15 protein-coding genes are annotated in these 21173 nt (G+C 51.1%); 3 read left to right on the top strand and 12 right to left on the bottom strand.

What is annotated here, in order from left to right; all coding sequences use genetic code 11:
- The first annotated feature begins 58 nt into the window (after positions 1–58).
- The gene (locus NATSA_RS03125) at positions 59–451 is read left to right on the top strand and encodes a DUF4342 domain-containing protein (protein ID WP_210510328.1); all 393 of its coding nucleotides are present in this window, start codon (positions 59–61) and stop codon (positions 449–451) included.
- 27 nt (positions 452–478) lie between these two features.
- Here NATSA_RS03125 and trxB read toward each other — a convergent pair whose 3' ends face one another.
- Both trxB and NATSA_RS03115 read right to left on the bottom strand, forming a co-directional pair.
- Positions 479–1450, bottom strand: a complete 972-nt coding sequence (gene trxB, locus NATSA_RS03120; protein WP_210510326.1) for a thioredoxin-disulfide reductase — start codon at positions 1448–1450, stop codon at positions 479–481.
- Between the two features lie 247 nt (positions 1451–1697).
- Entirely contained in the window at positions 1698–1943 is a 246-nt protein-coding gene (locus NATSA_RS03115; RefSeq protein ID WP_210510325.1) for a hypothetical protein, read from the bottom strand.
- 85 nt (positions 1944–2028) lie between these two features.
- Here NATSA_RS03115 and dinB point away from each other — a divergent pair, with 85 nt between their 5' ends.
- Positions 2029–3108, top strand: coding sequence for a DNA polymerase IV (gene dinB / locus NATSA_RS03110; RefSeq protein ID WP_210510323.1), 1080 nt, complete (start codon positions 2029–2031; stop codon positions 3106–3108).
- A gap of 50 nt (positions 3109–3158) precedes the next feature.
- Here dinB and NATSA_RS03105 read toward each other — a convergent pair whose 3' ends face one another.
- From NATSA_RS03105 to NATSA_RS03095, 3 genes are all read right to left on the bottom strand, one after another.
- Positions 3159–6431, bottom strand: a complete 3273-nt coding sequence (locus tag NATSA_RS03105; protein ID WP_210510321.1) for a sensor histidine kinase — start codon at positions 6429–6431, stop codon at positions 3159–3161.
- A gap of 108 nt (positions 6432–6539) precedes the next feature.
- A complete protein-coding gene (locus NATSA_RS03100; protein ID WP_210510319.1) occupies positions 6540–9908 on the bottom strand; it encodes a sensor histidine kinase in 3369 nt (1122 codons plus the stop codon).
- 198 nt (positions 9909–10106) lie between these two features.
- Positions 10107–11288 (bottom strand): lycopene cyclase family protein, encoded by a 1182-nt coding sequence (locus NATSA_RS03095; RefSeq protein WP_210510317.1) that lies wholly within the window; start codon positions 11286–11288, stop codon positions 10107–10109.
- 307 nt (positions 11289–11595) lie between these two features.
- Here NATSA_RS03095 and NATSA_RS03090 point away from each other — a divergent pair, with 307 nt between their 5' ends.
- Positions 11596–13053 (top strand): M20/M25/M40 family metallo-hydrolase, encoded by a 1458-nt coding sequence (locus NATSA_RS03090; protein WP_210510316.1) that lies wholly within the window; start codon positions 11596–11598, stop codon positions 13051–13053.
- A gap of 91 nt (positions 13054–13144) precedes the next feature.
- Here the strand turns inward: NATSA_RS03090 and NATSA_RS03085 are convergent, their stop codons facing one another.
- The 7 genes from NATSA_RS03085 to NATSA_RS03055 form a co-directional block, all read right to left on the bottom strand.
- Positions 13145–14737: a DEAD/DEAH box helicase gene (locus tag NATSA_RS03085; protein ID WP_210510314.1), complete on the bottom strand. Its 1593-nt coding sequence runs from the start codon at positions 14735–14737 to the stop codon at positions 13145–13147.
- 255 nt (positions 14738–14992) lie between these two features.
- Positions 14993–15607: a leucyl/phenylalanyl-tRNA--protein transferase gene (gene aat / locus NATSA_RS03080; RefSeq protein WP_336244674.1), complete on the bottom strand. Its 615-nt coding sequence runs from the start codon at positions 15605–15607 to the stop codon at positions 14993–14995.
- A gap of 83 nt (positions 15608–15690) precedes the next feature.
- A complete protein-coding gene (locus tag NATSA_RS03075; RefSeq protein WP_210510310.1) occupies positions 15691–16623 on the bottom strand; it encodes an ADP-ribosylglycohydrolase family protein in 933 nt (310 codons plus the stop codon).
- Between the two features lie 116 nt (positions 16624–16739).
- Complete coding sequence (locus NATSA_RS03070) at positions 16740–18134, bottom strand: lyase family protein (RefSeq protein ID WP_210510308.1); 1395 nt, start codon at positions 18132–18134, stop codon at positions 16740–16742.
- Positions 18135–18226: 92 nt separating this feature from the next.
- A complete protein-coding gene (locus tag NATSA_RS03065) occupies positions 18227–19336 on the bottom strand; it encodes a M20/M25/M40 family metallo-hydrolase (RefSeq protein ID WP_210510306.1) in 1110 nt (369 codons plus the stop codon).
- Positions 19336–20130 (bottom strand): acetylglutamate kinase, encoded by a 795-nt coding sequence (gene argB / locus NATSA_RS03060; protein ID WP_210510304.1) that lies wholly within the window; start codon positions 20128–20130, stop codon positions 19336–19338. The genes NATSA_RS03065 and argB overlap by 1 nt, the downstream gene beginning before the upstream one ends.
- Positions 20131–20137: 7 nt before the next feature.
- Complete coding sequence (locus NATSA_RS03055) at positions 20138–21163, bottom strand: N-acetylornithine carbamoyltransferase (RefSeq protein WP_210510303.1); 1026 nt, start codon at positions 21161–21163, stop codon at positions 20138–20140.
- Positions 21164–21173 lie beyond the last annotated feature (10 nt).

Below are 21173 nucleotides of genomic sequence, written 5' to 3'. Positions count from 1 at the left end.
ACCATAACAGCTGCGTCCTTACAGCGCAGGCACAAATAAGGTAAAACCAGAGCAAGCCATGAGACATGACATTGTTGAAGAAATCCGGGTTTCGGGAGCCGAACTGGTCGACAAAGTCAGAAACCTTGTACGTGAGGGAAGCATCCGGCGACTGGTCATTATAAACAACAAAGATGAAGTCGTGTTCGAATTGCCGCTTGCGCTGGGAGTTGCCGGAGTAGGCGGGGCATTTGCCCTTGCCCCGATTCTTTCATCGGTTGCGGCTTATGCTCTATTTGTGAATGATACCCGAATACTGGTCGAGCGCTCCCGGGATGCCGGCAACAGCAATCTCAACAATGGTCTTTCCTCGCATCAGGACCAGGGCAAGGCGAACACACATCATACCCGGTCTTCAGCCAGCGGCCGCGACCCATATGAAATAGATGTTGATTTTGAAGTTCTGGATTAGAATTTGCCGGTCCGCCCCGGCGGCTCCTCAAGCTTCTTCTTTCTCCTGTTCCGCCACTTCCTGTTCAGCAAGCCAGCGCTCGGCGTCAATTGCGGCCATACATCCGGTTCCTGCTGCAGTTACCGCCTGACGATAATCCTTGTCCTGTGCATCTCCGCATGCAAAAATCCCCGGCATATTGGTATAGGTGCTCTTCGGTTCGGTCAGAATATAACCGGTTTCATCCATATCCAGCACGCCCTTGAACAGATCCGTGTTGGGTTTGTGACCTATGGCGAGAAATACACCGGTAACATCATCCAGAGTACTTACCTCATCTGTTTTGACATTTCTCACCTTGACACCCTCAACCACCTTATCGCCAAGAACTTCCTCAAGAACCGAGTTCCACATTACTTCCACCTTCGGATTATCAAGTGTCCGCTTCTGCATGATCTTTGAAGCCCGAAGCTCATCACGACGGTGGAGCAGTGTCACCTTGCTTGCAAATTTGGTCAGAAACTGCGCCTCTTCCATGGCCGTATCACCGCCGCCAATAATCACCACATGCTGATCCCGGAAAAAAGCCCCGTCGCACGTCGCACATGCCGACACCCCGTGCCCGCGAAGGCGCTGCTCGCTTTCCAGCCCAAGCCATTTAGCCGACGCACCTGTCGATACTATCAGCGACCTGGCATAAACTTCTGTTTTTTCATCCACCGTAACTTTATAGGGGCGCTTGTCAAAATCAATGCCGGACACGGTTCCCCAGCGGCAATCGGCGCCAAAGCGTGTCGCCTGCTTCCGGAAATCCTCCATCATCTTTGGACCGAGCACGCCATCCGGATAACCCGGATAATTTTCAACATCGGTGGTTGTTGTCAATTGACCGCCGGGTTCCGGACCTTCAAAGACCAGCGGCTTCAGATCCGCCCGGGCTGCATATAATGCCGCGGTAAGTCCGGCAGGACCGCTGCCGACGATAATCACATCCAGTGTTTTTCCTGCAATATCTTCCATAAAATAATCTCGCTTAGGTTAGTACGCTGTTTTCATATATAAAAATATAGATATATAATTGCAAAAGCAAATCATGCCGCAAAGCCTTGCTGGATCCCACCCCATGCCGGCCGCTTTCCGGGACACCGGCAATGTGCATTGGCCATACACGGCATAGCCAAAGCTATCAGGGACGATCCCCATTGGCAAAAAACTGGTCTGAGCCGGATTAATCCTGCAGGTACGGACGATTCAGGGCGTTATCCGGCTATTCGTGTGCCACTTCCCTGCTCAAAACATCTGCCGCTATGAGAACAAGAAAAGAAGCCAGCAGTCCGGCGGCAAGCTCCCCCCCGAGTCCTGTGAACAAAAATATCAGTCCCCCTGCCAGTGATCCCAGAACGGCAAAGGCCATACAGACGGTCAGCGAGGGGCCGGAAACGCCCACCAGGCCCTGGTAAATCCACCCGACCACAATCCCGATAAACACCAAAGTAACAAATGTACCCACCATAATTCGTTATATTATATGTAATTTACATGATGATGTCGTTGCCCGTCCAAGATACACATTTTTCTTTCAGTGCGGCAGTATGGCCATGAGGAAAATTATTCACATTGATATGGATGCGTTTTATGCTTCTGTTGAGCAGCGGGACGATCCATCGCTGAAGGGAAAGCCTGTTGTTGTGGGCGGTTCACCTCAGGGGCGCGGTGTTGTTGCAGCTGCCAGTTATGAGGCAAGAAAATACGGCATCCGCTCCGCCATGCCCGCAGCCCGGGCCTCCAGGCTGTATCCCGAGCTGATATTTATCCGGCCCCGCTTTGATGTTTACAAGAGTGTATCCCTGCAAATCCGGGAGATCTTTTATGAATACACCGACCTGGTCGAGCCGCTCTCTCTTGATGAAGCCTATCTGGATGTGACCGAAAATAAAGTGAATAACCCGTCGGCAACACTCATTGCAAAGGAAATAAAGAAAAAGGTCCGGGAGCGTACCGGCCTGACCGCATCTGCCGGAATCTCTATCAACAAGTTTCTGGCGAAAATCGCATCCGACCTGAAAAAACCGGACGGACTCGCCCTGATACCACCCGGGCAGGCACTGGACTTTATTTCGGATCTGCCCATCGGGAAATTTCACGGAATCGGCAAGGCCACCGAGGCAAAGATGCACCGCCTGGGAATCAAGACCGGAGCCGACCTGAGGGAGCGTGACCGGTGGGAACTGGACAAGCATTTCGGCAAAGCCGGTGCCTTTTATTACAACATTGCGCGCGCCATTGATGAACGGCCGGTGCGTACCGAATGGATTCCCAAATCGATCGGGAATGAGAAAACGTTTACGGAGGATATTGATTCCGTGGAATGGCTTGCCGGATTCCTGCAAAAAATCAGTGAGAAGGTGGCCGGACGGCTGGCGCGCGAACAGGCTGTTGCCAAAACGGTGACACTGAAAGTACGATACGATAACTTTGAAAGTGTCACGCGCAGCATCACGCCGGGCCATCCTGTTGCAGGAGCTGAAGAGATTTCCGGGCTGGCCGTTCGCCTTCTTGAAGAAACCGAAGCCGGGAAGCGAAAAGTGCGTCTTGCCGGGGTCACCGTTTCCGGCTTCATCCGTGAAGGGGATGATGCCGCTTCAGAAGGGATTCAGCTGACACTTTTCGGAGAGTAGCTGCAGCACGTCAAAACCCAGGAAAGGGACCGTGCTCAGAACATCCTGTCTCACGATACCCTGGCCTTTGCCCCGGTGTGCTTTTTTACCGTGAAACAGAAAGTGCTGCCTTTCTCCTTCTCGCTTTTTACCCAGATACTTCCACCGTTTTTTTGTACAAAATCTTTGCTTAGCAGCAGACCAAGTCCTGTTCCTTTTTCACCTTTTGTACCTTTCTTCCTTTTTCCGGACACCACGGTGAACACATTTTGTGCTTCATCATTACTCATTCCGACTCCAAAATCCTGCACAAAAACCAGCAGCTGATCTTCCTTCTCCTCAGCCCCGATGATCACACGGCTGTCTTCGGGTGAGAACTTGATGGCGTTGGATACAAGGTTTCTGAGTACGGTTTGTATCATGTCATTGTCTGCATACGCAGCCATTTCCGGTTCAATGTTGTTTTCAATGACAATGTTCTTCATCTTTGCCTGTACCCCGACCGTTGACTTGACCTCTTCAGCCACATCATTCAGGGTCACCTTCCCGGGTATAACTTTTGTGGCCTGTCCTTTTGATCCGGCCCACCTCAGAAGGTTTTCAAGCAGGTTGAATGTATTTCTTGCCGCCTGCAGGATGATACCCATGATTTCTCGGTTCTCCTCGTCGGTGTCCTGTTCAAACTTTTCACTGAGATATTCCGAGTAGCCGATGATCGACATGAATGGATTCCGGAGATCGTGACCAAGAACCGAGTAAACCCTGTTGCTTTCGGCAATCATCTGATTCAGTTCTTCATTGCTATTGCGGAGTTCTGCCGTTCGTTTATCAACAACTTCTTCAAGCTCTTTCTGTCTTTTCCGGATGCTGCTCATTTTTAAACGAACTGCTGCCGTTACCGTTACAACCGTCAAAAAGATGACAAGTGCGTAAAACCAGGAGGTTTGCCAGAACGGCGGCACAATGACTACTGTAATATATGCCCCTTCCTCATTCCATACCCCGTCATTGTTCGAAGCTTTCACACGAAACCGATAAGTTCCCGGATCCAGGTTTGTATAGGTAGCACTCTGAAAATTCCCGCTGTAATTCCACTCCGTATCAAAACCTTCCATTTTATACGCATACTTGTTCTGCTCCGCCCGGGTATAGTTCAGGGCAACAAAGTCGAATGTGAATACATTTTCGTTATGGGACAACCGGAGCGTATCAGTAAGGATCATGCTCTTGTCAAGGGGCGAGTCCGGTGCATGCGGGGTAACCTGCTCGTTGAATAACCACAGACCTGTAATATAGACCTCCGGCACGTGGGGATTCGTTCTGATGTGCTCCGGGTGGAACAGGTTGAACCCGTCCAGCCCGCCGAAAACCATCTCTCCGGATGACAACCGGGTCGCGGCATATCTGGAAAACTCCAGCCGCTGCAGACCGTCTTCATGTGTGAAGTTCTGAATCTCGTCGCTGCGCGGATCAAACCGGGACAGGCCGTCAGTACTTCCTATCCATAAATCCCCGTTCTCATCTTCGGCAATGGAACGCAGATCATTTGTCAGCAGCCCGTCGGACACTCCATAGTTTATAAACCGTTTGCCGTCCGGTTCATACCGGGACAGGCCACCATCGGTAGCCACCCATATTATGCCTCTGCTGTCCTCATATACTTGCTGAACCCTGTTGGATGACAAGCTTTCGGGATCCTCCTCGTCATGGATGAAGGTTTTGAACAGAGCATCAGCACGGTTCTCTTCTGTTAACTTGCTCAGTCCGTTTAATGAGGCAAACCAGAGATTCTCTTTGCTGTCCTCAAAAATGCGTAATACATAACTTGATGAGATGGTTTGATCATCGCCCATCACCGGCTGAAATGTTTCAAGCTCCCCCGTATCCGTGTTTATCCTGAAAACGCCCTGGCCTGTCTCGGCAATCCAGACAAAATTATTATCGGGGTCAAAATGGACATCAAAGGCGGTATTGAGAAGATCGTCCGGAAGGTTCAGGGAATCTCTCGCGCTCACAAACGTGCCGGAAGATTCATCGGTCAGCAACTCAAGTCCACCTTTATATGTGCCCACCCAGAGTGTTCCGTCCGGATCCCTTCGCAGACTGATGACGGCATCGGACGAAATGGAGCTGGGATCATCCGGATCGTGCTGAAAGGTTGTAAACAGACCGGTGCTCCGGTCAAAATAGTTGAGTCCGCCGCCATCAGTGGCAATCCATAGATTGCCGTCCTTGTCTTCCTCAAAATTCCTGATAACATTGTTGGATAATCGGTCCCGAAAACGGGATCGGGTGTGGTGGTGATAAAACTTGATGGCATAGGGATCAAGAATATTGAGTCCTGACAGAGCCGCTCCTATCCACAACCTGCCGTTTTTGTCTTGAAAAAGTGACAAAACGGAGTTGTGTGAAAGACTGTAGGGATCGTCCGGGTCGCTTCCGTAATGGTGGAACGCGTCTTTTTCCCTGTCATATAAGTGTATGCCGCCGTTTTCGTTGCCTGCCCACAAATCTCCTTCCCGGTCTACGTAAAGTGTATAAACATAGTTATTACTCAAAACCCCGGGGGACCCGGGTTCATTAAAATAACGTTTGAAATGCGCGGCTTCCGGATTGCCGCTCTCAAGTGTCAATCGTGTAATACCACCCTCACGTGACCCGATCCAGTAGTCACCTTCACAGTCACGCACGATGGAGCTGGTCATATCGGATGCCAGGCTGTTGGAATCTTCTTCATCGTGACGGTAGACTGTTATTTCGCCGGTCCGGGTATCCAGTCGATGCAAACCTTCACCTCTGGTTGTCATCCAGATTATTCCGTCACCTTCCGGCATAATGGTATTAACTGCAGTGGTCTCAAGTTCTTCCCATGCAACAATTTCATCCTTAAACGGATCATAATAGTAAAGTCCGTTGCTGCCACCTGAGATCCAGATGGTACCGTCATCATCTTCTTCAATCGATTGAATAAGGGTGGACAGTCTGGAAAGCGTGTCCGGAAGTACATAATGATCAAAATCATCGGTTTCCCACCGATACCGGGCAACGGCTCCGTAGCCGCCAATCCAGATGTTTTTGTTCTGGTCTTCGTATACGGAGCCAATATTGTCGGAGGGCAGCGAGTTGGGCTCACCGGTTTCTTTATAGTGTCTGACACTGACACCGTCAAATCTGCTCAGGCCACTGTTTGTACCCACCCAGATAAAGCCGTAGGAGTCCTGTTCAATTGCTGATATCTGACTTGCAGCCATTTCATGGGGAACCTCTTCAAACCGTAGATCCGGTTTACCTTGGATGTGATGCACGGCAAATACCCCGCCCGGGTCTGTCAGAAATATCAACATGACCAATACCGGTACCACCAGCCACTGGCCCCGATGCGTTACTGGCGCATGCTCCCCGGAAATATTCATAGGCTTTTTCCCGAAACTTTTCACAAAGCGATCAAAAACTCAGCCGGCAGATTCAATATTTTTCCTGCCCGCTTTTCTTGTCCCCGAATCCGCTTTGCTTAATGTAAAAATAAATGTACTTCCTTCGCCTTTTTGGCTTTGAACCGATATGGATCCGCCGTTTTGTTCAATAAAATCTTTGCATACCATCAAGCCAAACCCGGATCCTTTTTCACCGTTTGTCCCGTTTTTCCTGTATCCGGAAGCAGCGGAGAAAATTTTGCCTTTCTCTTCCCCGCTCATTCCAATACCATTATCAATTACCTTGAAAATGATTTCATCCCCCTCATCTGCAGCCTCAACTGTAACTACCGATTCCTTATTGGAAAACTTGATCGCGTTTGTCACCAGATTGCGCAAAACCGTTTGGATCATGTTTCTGTCGGCCAGCGCATTCAGCCCCGGCTGTACGCTTTTTTTCAGTCTGATCTTTTTCAGGTCCGCTGACAGCCTGGCAGTTTCAATGCATTCATCAATGACTTGTGTGACATCAAACGGTTCTTTGACAATACGTGTAGTCTGATCACGCGAGCTGGCCCATTCGAACAGATTTTCAAGAAGACGATATACATTTTCAGCTGCTTTCAAAATCACAGTGCTGATCTGACGATTTTCCTTATCTTTGTCCTTCTCAAACTTTTCATGCAGATATTCGGCATAGCCGATGATGGACATAAAGGGATTCCGCAAATCATGTGCCAGAATGGAGTAAACTTTGTTTTTTTCAGCAATCTCAGCGTTCAGCAACTCATTGCTTTTTTGAAGTTCACTTGTACGTTCTGAAACCTGCCTCTCCAGTTCGGCATTTCGCTTCCTGATTCTGTTAACCTTGATGCGGAAACCGGCGATGACAACAATGATCATCGTCACAACAGAAGCACTGTAAAACCATGCTGTCTGCCAGAACGGCGGCACGATGACAAGCTCTACATAAGCTCCGTCTTCATTCCAGATATTGTCATTGTTGGATGCTTTCACCCTGAAGGTGTAAGAGCCCGGGTCCAGATTGGTATAAGTCGCACTACGCTGATTGCCAATATAGTTCCAGTCGGAGTCAAACCCTTCCAGCATATAGGCATAGCTGTTTTGCTCCGGCCTGGTATAATTAAGTGCGATGAATTCGAACGTCATGACATTGTCACGGTGCGACAGGGTGATGGTATCGGTGGTCATCACATGACGGTCGAGCGGAGAGTCCGGCCGGTCAACACCTACCGGTTCATTGAATAACTTGAAATCAGTGATATACACTGGTGGAATATACGGATTGGTTTTAATGCTGTCGGGGTAAAACAGGTTCATTCCATTTGCGCCACCAAATGCCAGCTGTCCGTCAGATAGTTTTTCTGCAGCATACCTGGAAAATTCATACCCCTGCAAACCATCCTTTTCCGAATAGTTGACAACTGCTCCTGTTTCCGGTTGAAAATGAGTCAGGCCTTCAATACTTCCTACCCATAAATCACCATTGTTATCCACTGTCACAGATCGGATTTCGTTCGAGGGAAATCCGTCCTCCTTATTGTAAACCAGGAAACTATCTGAATCAGGCAGATATTTCACCAAACCTTTTTCTGTTGCTGCCCAGATACTCCCTTCGTGATCTTCGGCAATCTGCCAGACATTGGCCCCGGGTATGCTTTGGGAATTTTCATCATCCGGCAGAAAGGTGCGAAACACCCCTTCCTTTTTGTCTTCAGAAGCGATTTTGCTCAAACCCCGCAAGCTGCCAAACCAGATATTGTTACTGCTGTCTTCGAAAATATACAATATGTGGGCGGATGACAGGCTGCCGGAATTATCGCTGTCCGGCTGAAACACATCCAATTCACCTGTTTCCAGATGATACCGGATTACACCGACCCGGAACTCTGCAATCCAGATATAGGGATGCTCTTCGTCAAAATGAACACCGAAAGAGTTGTTGATTACTTTTTCATCCAGACCGTACTTGTCTTCAAAAGTCGAGAACGTTTCCTCCTCTTTATCCTCAAGTACGTCAAGTCCGCCATTATAAGTGCTGACCCACAACCTGTCCTTGTGATCACGCTCCAGGCCAAGAACGGCATCGGACTGAATGGACTGCCCGGACCCGGGATCGTGCCTGTATGAATGAAACGCCTCATTTTGGAGGTCCATGAAATTCAATCCGCCACCATCTGTCGCCACCCAAAGGTTACCGTCAATGCTTTCCTGGAAGTCTCTGATAACGTTGCTGCTCAACCGGTTGGTGAACTGGGATGCCGTATGGTAATTACGAAACTTGAAAGCAAACGGGTCATGAACATTCACACCAGCCATCGCAGTACCAACCCAGATCCTGCCGCTGCTGTCCTGATAGACAGATGAAACGGATTCGTGAGACAGGCTGAAGGGGTCGTCGGGATCGCTTGTGTAATGATGAAACATATCATGTTCCGGGTCATACCGGTGAATTCCGCCGTTGTCATTGGCCAGCCACAGTGTTCCGTCGCGGCCGACATACATATTGTAAACGTAGTTATTGAAAAGCACATCCGGCTTGCCGGGCTGATTGTAATATCCCTTAAATGAAAGAGAACCGTCATCATGAGTAATCATGCGGTTCACACCTCTGTTGCGTGATCCGACCCAGAATGTTCCCTGCGAGTCTTTCACAACATGATTCAGGTTGTTGGAGGAAAGGGAGTGAGGATCATCCGGATCGTGTTTCCAGGATGTGATATCACCGGTTGACGGATCAATTTTCTGCAGACCGTGATCTTCTGTTGTGGCCCAGATTATATTGTCTTCGGTAATGAAAACAGTGTTGATGTCATGAGTCTTCAGAGGCTGATACTGCATGAACGTATCCTGTTCGGCATCAAAATAGTACAGGCCATGGCTGCCACCCGAAACCCATAGGGTGCCGCTGCTGTCTTCGGTAATTCTCCTCAGTCTGCGGCTGGCAGACCCCTCGTCGTTGGCAGGCAGCTGGTATCTGGCGAAACGGTCCGTTTTATAGCAGTATTTGCTCATCAGATCGCGTCCGGCTACCCACAGTTCACCGCTGCTGTCCTCGTAGATATCTCCCACGATGTTGTCGGCCAGAGAATGCGGATCCGACCCGCTTTCATACATCCGGAAACCCACTCCGTCATACCGGTTCAAACCGCTGCTGCCGCCCATCCACAAAAACCCGCGGGAATCTTCATGAATATTTGATACGTGGTTGCTAGTCATCCGGTGAGGGATACTCTCAAATCTCATCTCCGGCTTAACTATCTGCTCTTTTGCACATACGTTCTCAGGGGCCAGTGTTCCGGATAGTACAATGGCCAGAAATACAGGAAAAGTCAGGATGCTGCAATATCTTCCTGCAACCGTTACGATTTCAAACCCGAAATGCATCAGGTGATACCTTTTATTAATTTTCCCAATCCGTCCGGCACACACTACTTGTCAAAGTGCTGTATCGATTCTAATGATGTCAGTTAAACAAGCGCTTGTAACTCTCATGAAGAAAATAGTTCTGCACTCTGCAGCGTATACCAGATTGTTGTCAATATAAGTATTAAGGATTTATAATAATAATCTTTCCTGTTTTTTTCAGGCGCCTGTGGCGATCCGGTGCTTCAGAGCATAAATAGATTTGAAGAAAGGTTTCCAGGGCAGCGAGGAAAAGATTTTGAGCTCCTGAGGAAATTTTGTTTTCTCTTCCAGAAATCCAAGAATGTTGTCAAAACTATTTTTCCTGAACAGTTCATGAAAAATAGTGACAGAGATTTCCGGATGGTGGTGGAGGTTATACAGCAGCATCATGTCATACACCCGGAAGCGGTAGGGGGATGCGGCTGCATCAGGCGGCTGTTTGCCTGCTTCAAGTGCTGCTGCAATTTCAGCGTTCCGCCTGTGGATCCGGGTGAAGGTGTAGCCCGTTGAAGGCTTGGTGAGGCCGCCCATTGTTCCGATATTCCACACATTATCACAATAGCGGGCAGGATAGCTGCGATCCTCCATCGGAATGGTGCCTTTTTCCGTATAAATGGTTTTGTATTGTGATGAGTCCAGCTCAAGACGTTCACGGATATAACTTTCAATGCCATGCGCGTAACCTTCGTCGGATATCAGTTCCTCAGAAAATATGGTGTACTCAACCAGGGCATCATGGCGGCTGAAGGGCAGCACATACACAAAGCTCACGCCGCTTTGTTGCGGCACGTCAAAATCCATCAATGTGGATATTTCCGGGTCGAACACGGGTTTTTCCGAGGTGATGTGCCACCCCGCAAAGTGCTGCTTAAGTGAAATATCGAGCTTCATTGTGCTGAGTCCGGGTGGTTTCAGCGCGCTTTGAAAAATCATTTCTGCCGTAAAAGTCCCCTTTGATGTCTCCATTTCAGCTTTCCCGCCAGCATCGGCAAAACCCAGAATATCTGCTTCAAGCAGAGTCACATTACCGGCTTCCCGTGCCAGTTGAAATATTCTGGCAGTGTAATCATCACTCTTCACACAATGGTAGCTGTAGTCTGATAATGTTCCGGTGAATGTATTCCCGAAAGCACGAACCTCAAGTGACTTCCAGCTGTGATGGATCAGATCCTCAAACGGAAGGAATCTGCCATCCCAGAAACACCATGTTTTATCGCGGATTACCGACAGCTGACGGTCTGCAAGCAGAATTTGTTTATTTCTCAATGCCCTGTCTTCCGAATGCAGAAGATACCAGAGAAGGCTTAGCCCTGAGGCACCTGCACCAGCAATAATAATATCAAAAGACCGACTCTCCATTATACTTTAGATTATGATTTCCGGAGTGCCGAAACAACGGACTTCAGCTCCGGGTCCGTTGCAGACTGTTGTGATTTCTGACACACCGGTGAGTATGGAGCTGACTCCGGAAGTCCGGTTAGACTCCATCCGGTTATACTTACAATAGAGTATAAGAAAAACTGATCAGTAAAGGTTCCGGCCTTTGTTTTTTATCCAACCATTGTATTTTAAGTGGTCATGCAAGCCATGGTCTTATTACCTTGATTTCTTTTTAATAATTTGGGCAACTGTTTGCATAACGCACTTTTTCACCAACAATAGAATCATGATAAAACAATTTGCCATCCTGCCCGCAAGGGCTCGGTTCTGTGTCATCGGAGCACTTATCATACTTATTTCCGGCGCTTTTTACAGCGGATACTCTGCAGAACCCCGTGAAGCATCATCCGAAACTTCATCCGGGAATCTTTCTGTAAACATAGAAGAGCAATATGCAGAAACGGCCGGCGAAATCATTGATCAGGCCACATCAACACACCGTGCCTTCGACAGGGTGGCCTATCTGGCCGATTATTTTCCACATCGCCTCAGCGGATCGGATATGCTGGAAGATGCCATCGACTGGGCGGTTAAAAAACTCCGGGAGGATGGCATCCCGGAGGTGCGTACTCAGGATATTGAAGTGCCGCATTGGGTAAGAGGTGATGAGTTTGCAAAAATTGTATCACCCTATGAAAAGGAGATGCCCATGCTGGGTCTTGGCGGAAGCGTGAATACGGATGGTGAGGAGCTGACCGCCCGGACCGTGGTCGTTGAGAGTTTTGATGAGCTCGAAGAGCGCAGTGATGAAATTGAGGGTAATATTGTCGTTTACAACCAGCCCTTTGAGGATTACGGAACGTCTGTTCAGTACCGGGTGCACGGCGCCGACCGCGCATCGGAGCATGGAGCCATTGGCGTGCTGCTGCGGTCCGTATCGCCGAAGTCCATGGGACATCCCCACACCGGCAATATCCGATACTCCGGAGATGTTCCCGAAATACCAATTGCCGCTATAAGTGCAGAGGATGCAAAACTGCTGCACCGCTTTGATATGCGTGATGACCCGGCTACGGTCACGCTGTATATGGAGGCGGAAATGAAAGACGAGCCGGCATTGTCCAGGAATGTTATAGCAGAAATTCCCGGCAGCGAAAAACCTGAAGAAGTGGTGGTTATAGGCGGACATATTGACTCGTGGGATGTCGGACACGGTGCATCAGATGATGCCGGCGGTGTCATAGTGACATGGGAAGCTCTCCGCCTCATTCACGAAATGGATCTGCAGCCCAAACGTACAATCCGGCTGGTTCTCTGGACGAATGAGGAAAACGGTGTGATGGGAGGCCGCGCCTACCGGGACAAGGTCAGGGAAAGCAACGAAATTGAAAAGCACCAGCTCGCATTCGAAGTTGATTTCGGCGTTTTTAAACCCCTCGGATACGGCTTCCGCGGATCTGAAGAGGCTTTTGAGATGCTTGAACCGATAGCCGGACTCATGGACCCGATGCGCGACATGCATCTGCGCGAGGGAGCCTATGGAACCGTGGATATCGGTCCGCTGCACAGAGAAGGCGTTCCGATCATGGGTCTGGATGTCGATACCGAAGAATATTTCTGGTACCACCACTCGGCAAAAGACACCGTGGACAAGCTGGATGCCGATGAGCTGGCCGAATGTGTTGCCACTGTGGCCGTTATGGCGTTTGTCGTCGCCGATATGCCGCAGCGTCTGCCCTGGTAAATGCCATGAAATTGCCAACAAAACGGCATGTCAGGCCGTTTTTCCGGCGGCCTGACGTGCTTTTCCTGATCCGTTCAGATAGTAACGGCCATCATGAGCTGGGTTTCTTCCGGCGGCCGGGCTCACCTTTTCCTTTGCCTTTTTTCAGAAAAGGAGCATAAAAAGGCTCCGGCTCAGGCTTTTTCTTTTTCTTCTTCTTTTTTGATTTCCCGGCGGTAAAGTCCGGGTCCTTTTTTCTTTTCTTTTTTCCTTCACCGCGTACCGTGGATTTCCTTTTTTTGTCCGGCCGCCCCCGGAAACCCTTTCCCTTACGGGATGATTCTCCGTCCCCGGATTCCGGCTCAGACTCCGGTGATTCGGAGGTATAGCCAGAATACCTGGATCCGGCTCCCGATTGCTCCTTGATTTTCAGCAACGCCGCTGCAACTTCTATCGGTGTGAATCCGTCCGGAATTGCCGCCTCAATCTGTTCGATGTACGGACGCAACCCTCCCGATTCCATGGTTTCTTTCACTTCTGCCATTAAGGCATCCATTTTTGACCTGCCTACCGCACTAATGGACGGCAGGGGAATGGTCTCCAGCTTAAGTTTGAGCTTGTTTTCAATAAACCGGATGCTTCTGCTCTTTCGTCCGGAGGAAAAGGTATACGCCACGCCGGTTTTCCCGGCCCGCCCCGTCCGGCCAATGCGGTGGACATAATACTCCGGATCCTGGGGAATATCATAGTTGAAAACCGCATCCACATCGTCAACGTCCAGTCCGCGTGCGGCAACATCCGTTGCCACAAGCAGATCAATCCGGCCCTGCCGGAATTTGTTCATCACCTTGTCCCGCACCGGTTGATTCATATCACCGTGCAGCGCATCAGCGGAAAACCCGCGGGACTGCATTTCGGCGATGAGTGTATCACAGGTACGTTTGGTATTGCAAAATACCAGCGTCCGGTTGTAATTGTGCAAATCGATCAGGCGGCTGATTCCTTCCGTCCTCATGGAATCGCGCGCTTCAACAACAAACTGCCGGATGCCGTCCGCAGATGCTGCTTTTCCTTCCACACGCAGCATTTCCGGATTGTTGAACCATCGTTTCATGATGGATTTGATTTCACCTGACATGGTCGCCGAAAACATGACCGTCTGCCTGGGAACGTCCTTTTCTGCAAAACCCAGTATCTCCTCGATATCTTCGCGGAAACCCATATTCAGCATTTCATCGGCTTCATCAAGAACGACCGTTTTCAATGAGGAGAGGGAAAGCGTTCCCCTTTTGAGATGATCAATGACCCGGCCCGGAGTTCCAACGACAATCTGCGACCCGCTCCGGATCTGTTTGATTTGCCGCTGGATGGGCTGCCCCCCGTAAACCGGAGTCGCCCGCAGACCGTCCATGTACTTTGCGAGTTTGATGATTTCGCCGGTCACCTGCACGGCAAGCTCCCTGGTCGGACACATAATTATGGCCTGCACATCCCCGGATGAAAGATCGATTTTTTCCAGCAGCGGTATGCCAAAAGCAGCCGTTTTGCCGGTACCTGTTTGTGCCTGTCCGGCAAGATCGACACCGGTTCTTATTTTGGGAATAGCTTCAGCCTGGATTTTCGAGGGCGTTTCATAGCCCATTTCTTCAATTGCACGCAAAACAGGTGCACTGATCCCGAGATCAGTAAATAGATATGTTTTCAAAAGTATACCTTTGGTATGATGTTCAATATAACAGTGGGCAGCACTGTCTGCCCGTCCGCTTTTCGGACAGGCTGCTCCCTTATCTCTGAATTACCTGTGTGTATACTTCTGTCTGTAAAGCAATACCCTGAGCTAACTCACTCTGCAAGGAAGGCCGCTTGTGATAAGCATGTAGCAAGCGCACAAGATACAAAAAAATTGTGTGAGTAACTATTGCGTGATTGTGCCCCAACCGGGGACTTCGTCCGGAAGCCCTCAATCAAACCGGGCATGAAACCGAAGTGCCCGTTCGAGCAGCTTGTCATAATCTTCCGAATCCACCTCCAGGCAGCCGAACTGACCAAGGTGAGGGGTATAGAACTGCGTATCCCACAACCGGAACTTCCGCCCCTTCAGCCGTTCGTGGCAGTGGTACAGGGCAATTTTTCCCATTTCCGGCTCACGCTGGAACATGGACTCCGCAAAAAAAGCGGATCTCAGGGTTGCTCCGTAAAGCCCCGCCACCAGCCGGTCACCGCGGAATATTTCTACGGAATGCGCGTGACCCATTTCGTGCAGCACTTCGAATGAGGCAATCAGGCGCCCGGATATCCACGTCGACTCACGCTCTGCACAGCCTTCCATTACCCCGCGAAAGTCCTCGTTTACAGCCCAGCGATACTCTTTTTTCCGAATGAGCCGCTTCACTTTACGTGACACTTTGAAGTAACCGATCGGAATAATACCGCGCCGGCTTGCGGTGTACCAGTTGATCTTTTGGTCATCGCGTGACCGTGCCATCGGGAAAATTCCCTGGGCATATCCCTCCAGAAGTATTTCCGGAGGAATGATGTTGGCCGGATATCCTTCGCTTTTTCTGTACTCCGTCACTTTTTGCAGCTTAATGGCATCGGAACGCATCGTACAAATGAAAACCGGGCCGGTCACACAGCCCGGATCAATAAAAGCACGTGCTAGTCGATGCGTTCACTGATATTTTCCTCAAACTTCTGAAGCAGCCGTTCTACACGTTCGCGTTCGGCATAGCCTGCAAGCCAATCCGGCGGCAGTACGCTGCTGCCTCCAAGTGCTCCGAATAGACTGCCAAGGTAAAAACAGGAGGCCTCGCTTTCACCGCCAAGATTTGCTGCTTCTGATAACGCTTTTTTAAAGTCATTATGATGCCGGTAGAAGACGGCCCCCACAAAAGTGATCATGTCTTCAGCCAGTTTGCTGACATCACCGCAGGATTTGGCGATCATCTCCAACGGCTCATCCATCATCGGCTCAGTTACCTGCATTCGTCGCCGTATCTTGTAGTCACCGGGAAAATGCTTCTCCGCTTCGACTATATACTCCGTAGCCTTTTCCAGAAACTCATCCGGATCAAAATCTTTTGTGGTCTGATCAAAAAGATAATTCAGCAGTCTCAGATACAGCCAGATGCTTTGCTGCCATACAACAGATGAGGGTGTCAGTGTCCGCATCCAGTCCGTCAGTTCGCCGACCGTTATCCGCTCTTCGTTCAAAAGCCGCGCCGCAGGGATGGCAAATGAGAAGGTGTAGTGCCCGCCATCCGGAAAGGGCGGCCAGGCAAAGGTTGTGGATTGCGGCCACTTTTCGGGATACTTGTTCAGTGCCTGTTTGATTGTGAATGCAAATTCCTGAAGATCGGGCAGGGGGGATGATGCCGCAAGTACCGACAGCATCGCTTCTGTCTGCCGGACAGAATGGCCCGCCTTCACAGAACTGAAGTCACCGCTTGCCGGCCTCTCCCGGAAGCCCTCAATCCGGCCGAATTCAGCAGCAACCTGTTCCGGGGTCATCTGCTCTGCCGGCATTCCTATGGCTTCACCAATAGCTGCCCCAAGGCAGGTGGCATTAAATCTGTCTTTAATATCTGGCATAATTCACTCCATTCATCTGTTGTTTCACATGATACTTGTAATCCGGGATGGATACAATGCCCGTCCCGCAGTTTTATGTTTCCTTATATAAATCCATAATGCATTAAACCCTGATGTTATGCAGAGCTGCCGCCAAGAAGGCGCTTTTTCACCTCTTCCGAATGTCTGCGCTTCTGACCGGCCCACGCTGCAGCCTGCTCCATCTGTTTCACAGCGTGACCCGAAACCCCGGAACCCGGAGCGCCACTGTGCCGGTAACTTTCGGCCAGCTGCCCGGAATCCATCCCGCTTTCACCTTCACCGATCATTTCGGCGACATTCCGGTACGCTTCGCGGAAAGGCACACCTTCAGATACCTGCTTGTTGGCATGGTGCGTGGCATATATTTCCGCAGTGAGAGTACGGGAGGCCGCCTCACGGTTGAATTCCAGTCCGTCAAGCGCCTTTCTGACCGCCTCCGCAAGCAGCCGCGAATTCTCCACAGCCGCCATAACCGTTTTTTTCACAACCTGCAGATCACGATGATATCCGGATGACAGGTTGGCCGGAACCGCAGCAAGATGGGCTCTTGCAGCCTGGAAGTCGTGATATGCGCCCCGGATCAGCTCCCATGCATCCGGATTCCGCTTCTGGGGCATGATGCTGCTGCCCGAAACCTGATCCTCGCTGAGTGTGACAAGCGCCCAGGAGGGATGCATAAACAGAACAACATCCGATGCCATGCGGTTGCATGTCAGGGCGCCGTAGGCCAGTGCATCGACAAGCTGCATCTCGATGCGCCCTCTCGAGAGCTGCGACGCCGCAACCGGCTGCTGAACTCTCTCAAAGCCAAGCTCATCGGCCAGCAGCTGCCGGTCGACGGGAATATACGGCACGCCATATCCTGCCGCGCTGCCCAGCGGGGACTGATCTGCAAGCCGGTAAGCTTCCTGCAACGCGGCAATGTCTGACAGGAAAAGATCCATATACCCGGTCGCCCAGGCATCAGCCGAGTGGGGCATGGCCGGCTGGGTGTGCGTCAGCCCGGCAAAAAACAACGCCTGATAGGTCCCGGCAAGAGATTTCAGTCTTTCTGTGATGGCTATCCACTCACCGGTGATATCACAAATGGCATCTTTCATGTACATCCGCATATCGGCAAGCACCTGGTCGTTGCGCGAGCGGCCTGTGTGGATGCGCGCGCCGTCCTGTCCGGCTTTTTGCGTCACAAATTTCTCCGTAGCCGAGTGCACATCCTCATCATCCTGACCCAGATCCAGCTGTCCGTCCGCCCACAGATTCCATGCCTCCTGAAGTGCCTCAAAAACTTTCCTGTAGCCATCCTCACTGTACACATCGATTTTCCTGAGCATCCGGGCCTGCGCCAGATTCACCAGTATGTCATACGGTATGAGCTGCCGGTCCAGTTCGCGGTCTTCTTCAGCCGTGAAGCGATAGAACCAGGTGCGGTCTGCAGCTGACTGCGATCCGGGGCCCGATTCCGGGTGTTTTTTCTGCCACAGCGTTTGCATGTGTTTATAATTTTCGATTCATATGGTCAGAGGTAATTCCATGACCGTGTTCAATCATGAGTCTGTGTGACCCGGCAATAACCCGGTCATGCTCATTTCATATCAGCGTTGGTACGTTCCTGTTGTGATTCGATCAATTCAAAATACCCGCGGATGATGTTTTCGTATGCCGGCACACCGGCTTCGAGCTGATGCACATCAATTGACTCATTGGCCGTATGCGAGTCGCGGCTGTCACCCGGCCCGATTTTTATCGTTGGCACATCTGCCAGAAACACCCAGTCGGATGTCGTCGGTGATCCGAAAAAGTCAAATCCGGTCACATCTTTCGCTGCCCGGGCAACGGGGTGTCCGGGATCGGTACTCGTGGAAACAAAACGGTCGCTGTATACCGAAACCGATACTTCCAGATCAGCACGGAGGCGATCGATAATCAGATCGTTGGGGACTTCCGGGATGGTGCGGATGTCCAGAAAAACAGAGCACGAATCCGGATGGGCATTTTTTGCCGTACCACCTTCGATCGTCGTCGGAGTGATCCGGGTGCTTCCGATGAACGGATTTTCTTCCTGAAAACGGATGGTTTTGAGCTTTTCGAGGGCCGATGACATTTCGTAAATCGCATTGGGACCGCTCACCCGCGCGGCGTGCCCCGCCTCTCCTTCGGCATCCAGCTTCAGAATCAGCAATCCTTTTTGTGCTGCGCACGGGTGGAGCAGAGTGGGCTCCCCTACGAGTGCTGCATCGGGCTTGTTGATTTTGCTTCTGAGAAATGCCATCCCGTTATTATGTCCGGCACTTTCTTCGCACACCGTCAGGGCAAAACTTACCCGTCCGGGCGGCTCATAGCCTGATCGTGCCAGGTTCATCAGGGCCATAAGCATACAGCTGACCGAACCTTTAGCATCCGTGCTGCCTCTGCCGTAAATGCGGCCGTTTTTCAGAACCGGTTCAAACGGTGCACCGGCATGCCGGGCCGACGGCGGTACGACATCCGAGTGGGAATTGAGCAGCAGCCAGGGTCTTCCCGAGCCGAGGTGGAAAATCAGGTTATCACCATGGCGCTCTGTCTGAAACAGCCCGGTTTCCGACACTTTTTCTTCCAGCCAGTCGGCAAGGTCCGCCTCCTGAGTACTCAGGCTGGGAAAACGTATCAGCTCAAAGAGCAATTCTGTTACCGGTATGTCCGTGATTTTTTGCATCAGGATTGGGTTTCTTTGTCATCGGCCACCAGCCGCGTTCCGCCGCCGGCGGCCAGCGTGCCGGCATTTGTCAGAAGCACCGATTGCACTCCGTTGTCAAGTGCCTCAAATGCGGTGAGCAGTTTCGGCTTCATTCCGTCGGTAATCCATCCCTCTTCCAGCCCGCGCTGCCAGTCCCGGCGGTTCATGGTGTCGATGGGTTTTTTCCGGGCATCCAGGACGGCCGGCGGATCCATCAGCATAACCAGCTCGCGGACCTGCAATGCCAGTGATATCCGGATGGCAAAGGTATCAGCGTTTATGTTCAAAATACCGTCATCTTCTGAGTAGGTCAGGCACCCTACGACCGGCAGAAATCCCCCGTCCGTCAGATGCTCAAGCAGTTTTGTGTCAACGCTGTCGATCTCGCCTACCAGCCCGAAATCCACCGGATTGCCATCGATATCCATCGGCGGACGCCGGTGCGCCGTGGTGAGTCCGCCGTCTATACCCGATATCCCCACTGACGGAATATCGTTGCGGCGTAAAAATGCGACAATTTCCCGGTTTGCCCTGCCGCCTACGGTATAAAGCAGGATTTCCCGCGTGGCCTCGTCGGTAATCCGCCGGCCGGCCACCTGCCGGACAGGGACGTCCGTCCTCTGGCTGAGCTCGGAAATCTGCCGGCCACCACCGTGTATCATCACAATACGGAGGCCTTCTCCCTTCCGTTTTTTCACATATTCGCACAGATTTCCAAGCGCATTGAAATCGGCAACCACGTTGCCGCTGATCTTGATTACAATTGCATCCATTTGTCGCTCAAAACAGGTTCCATAGTTTCATCAGAAGCGCCTTCTGGGCATGCATCCGGTTTTCGGCCTGATCGATGTGCACCGCGCCGGCTCCGTCCAGAACGCCATCTGTAACCACGACATTTCGTCTGACCGGCAGACAATGCATAAAGGCAGCGGCACGGGTGGATGACATGAGCGCCTCATCAATAGTCCATCCGGCGTACGTTTCCGTTCGCAGCTTCTGTTCTTTTTCCGGATCGGTATAAACCATCGGCCCGGCCCAGGATTTCCCGTAAACCACATCGGCGTCCTTGAATGCCGTTTGCTGATCATGTTCTATCCGCAGCTCGTTGCCGTGTTTTTCAGCATGCTTTCCGACCGGATCGAGCACCCGGTCATCGAGTTTCATTTCGGGCGGACAGGCAAGGGTGACCTGCATTCCCAGCCGGGCAGCTATTTCGAGAGCGCTGTTGGGAACAGCCATGGGCAGGGGTTTGGGGTGCGGAGCCCAGCTCAGCACAAATTTCCGCCCTGCCGGATTGTCCTGAAAGTGCTCCATCATGGTGAGGCCGTCAGCAAGCGCCTGGCAGGGATGCTCCCTTGCGCTTTCCATGTTGATGACCGGCACGGAAGCGTACTGGACGATTTCCTGCATCAAACGATCTTCCAGATCCTCGTCAAGGTTTTTCATACCGGCAAATGCCCGCACGCCAATAACATCCACATAGCGGGATATGACCTGAACGGCCTCCTTGAGATGCTCGGTACGACTGCCGTCCATGATTACGCCGCGGCGTGTTTCAAATGTCCACGTACCTTGTCCGGGTTGTATGATGGACGCACCGGCGCCAAGATGATATGCCGCCGTTTCAAAAGAGATGCGTGTCCGCAGGGACGGATTGAAAAAAATCATCCCCAGCACCTTTCCCGAGGCCACCGGATCGCGGAAGTCCTGCTCTTTCAATGCTCCGGCTTTTTTCAGGATGGCGGAAATGCTGTCATCATCCCAGTCCGATAAATGAATAAAGTTTCTGTTGTTGTCTGAGGTCATCACCCTGTGA

The sequence above is a fragment of the Natronogracilivirga saccharolytica genome (genome assembly GCF_017921895.1).
GTDB classification, from domain to species: domain Bacteria; phylum Bacteroidota; class Rhodothermia; order Balneolales; family Natronogracilivirgulaceae; genus Natronogracilivirga; species Natronogracilivirga saccharolytica.
Note: the sequence above shows the minus strand (reverse complement) of the source record. Positions and strands in the feature narration are given on the sequence as shown.

Coding starts and splice junctions, on each gene's coding strand:
- NATSA_RS03075 (WP_210510310.1), bottom strand. CDS start 16,623: ATGCCAGATATTAAAGACAGATTTAATGCCACCTGCCTTGGGGCAGCT.
- dinB (WP_210510323.1), top strand. CDS start 2,029: ATGAGGAAAATTATTCACATTGATATGGATGCGTTTTATGCTTCTGTT.
- NATSA_RS03105 (WP_210510321.1), bottom strand. CDS start 6,431: ATGTTGATATTTCTGACAGACCCGGGCGGGGTATTTGCCGTGCATCAC.
- argB (WP_210510304.1), bottom strand. CDS start 20,130: ATGGATGCAATTGTAATCAAGATCAGCGGCAACGTGGTTGCCGATTTC.
- NATSA_RS03125 (WP_210510328.1), top strand. CDS start 59: ATGAGACATGACATTGTTGAAGAAATCCGGGTTTCGGGAGCCGAACTG.
- NATSA_RS03070 (WP_210510308.1), bottom strand. CDS start 18,134: ATGCAAACGCTGTGGCAGAAAAAACACCCGGAATCGGGCCCCGGATCG.
- trxB (WP_210510326.1), bottom strand. CDS start 1,450: ATGGAAGATATTGCAGGAAAAACACTGGATGTGATTATCGTCGGCAGC.
- NATSA_RS03115 (WP_210510325.1), bottom strand. CDS start 1,943: ATGGTGGGTACATTTGTTACTTTGGTGTTTATCGGGATTGTGGTCGGG.
- NATSA_RS03090 (WP_210510316.1), top strand. CDS start 11,596: ATGATAAAACAATTTGCCATCCTGCCCGCAAGGGCTCGGTTCTGTGTC.
- NATSA_RS03100 (WP_210510319.1), bottom strand. CDS start 9,908: ATGCATTTCGGGTTTGAAATCGTAACGGTTGCAGGAAGATATTGCAGC.
- NATSA_RS03055 (WP_210510303.1), bottom strand. CDS start 21,163: ATGACCTCAGACAACAACAGAAACTTTATTCATTTATCGGACTGGGAT.
- NATSA_RS03065 (WP_210510306.1), bottom strand. CDS start 19,336: ATGCAAAAAATCACGGACATACCGGTAACAGAATTGCTCTTTGAGCTG.
- NATSA_RS03095 (WP_210510317.1), bottom strand. CDS start 11,288: ATGGAGAGTCGGTCTTTTGATATTATTATTGCTGGTGCAGGTGCCTCA.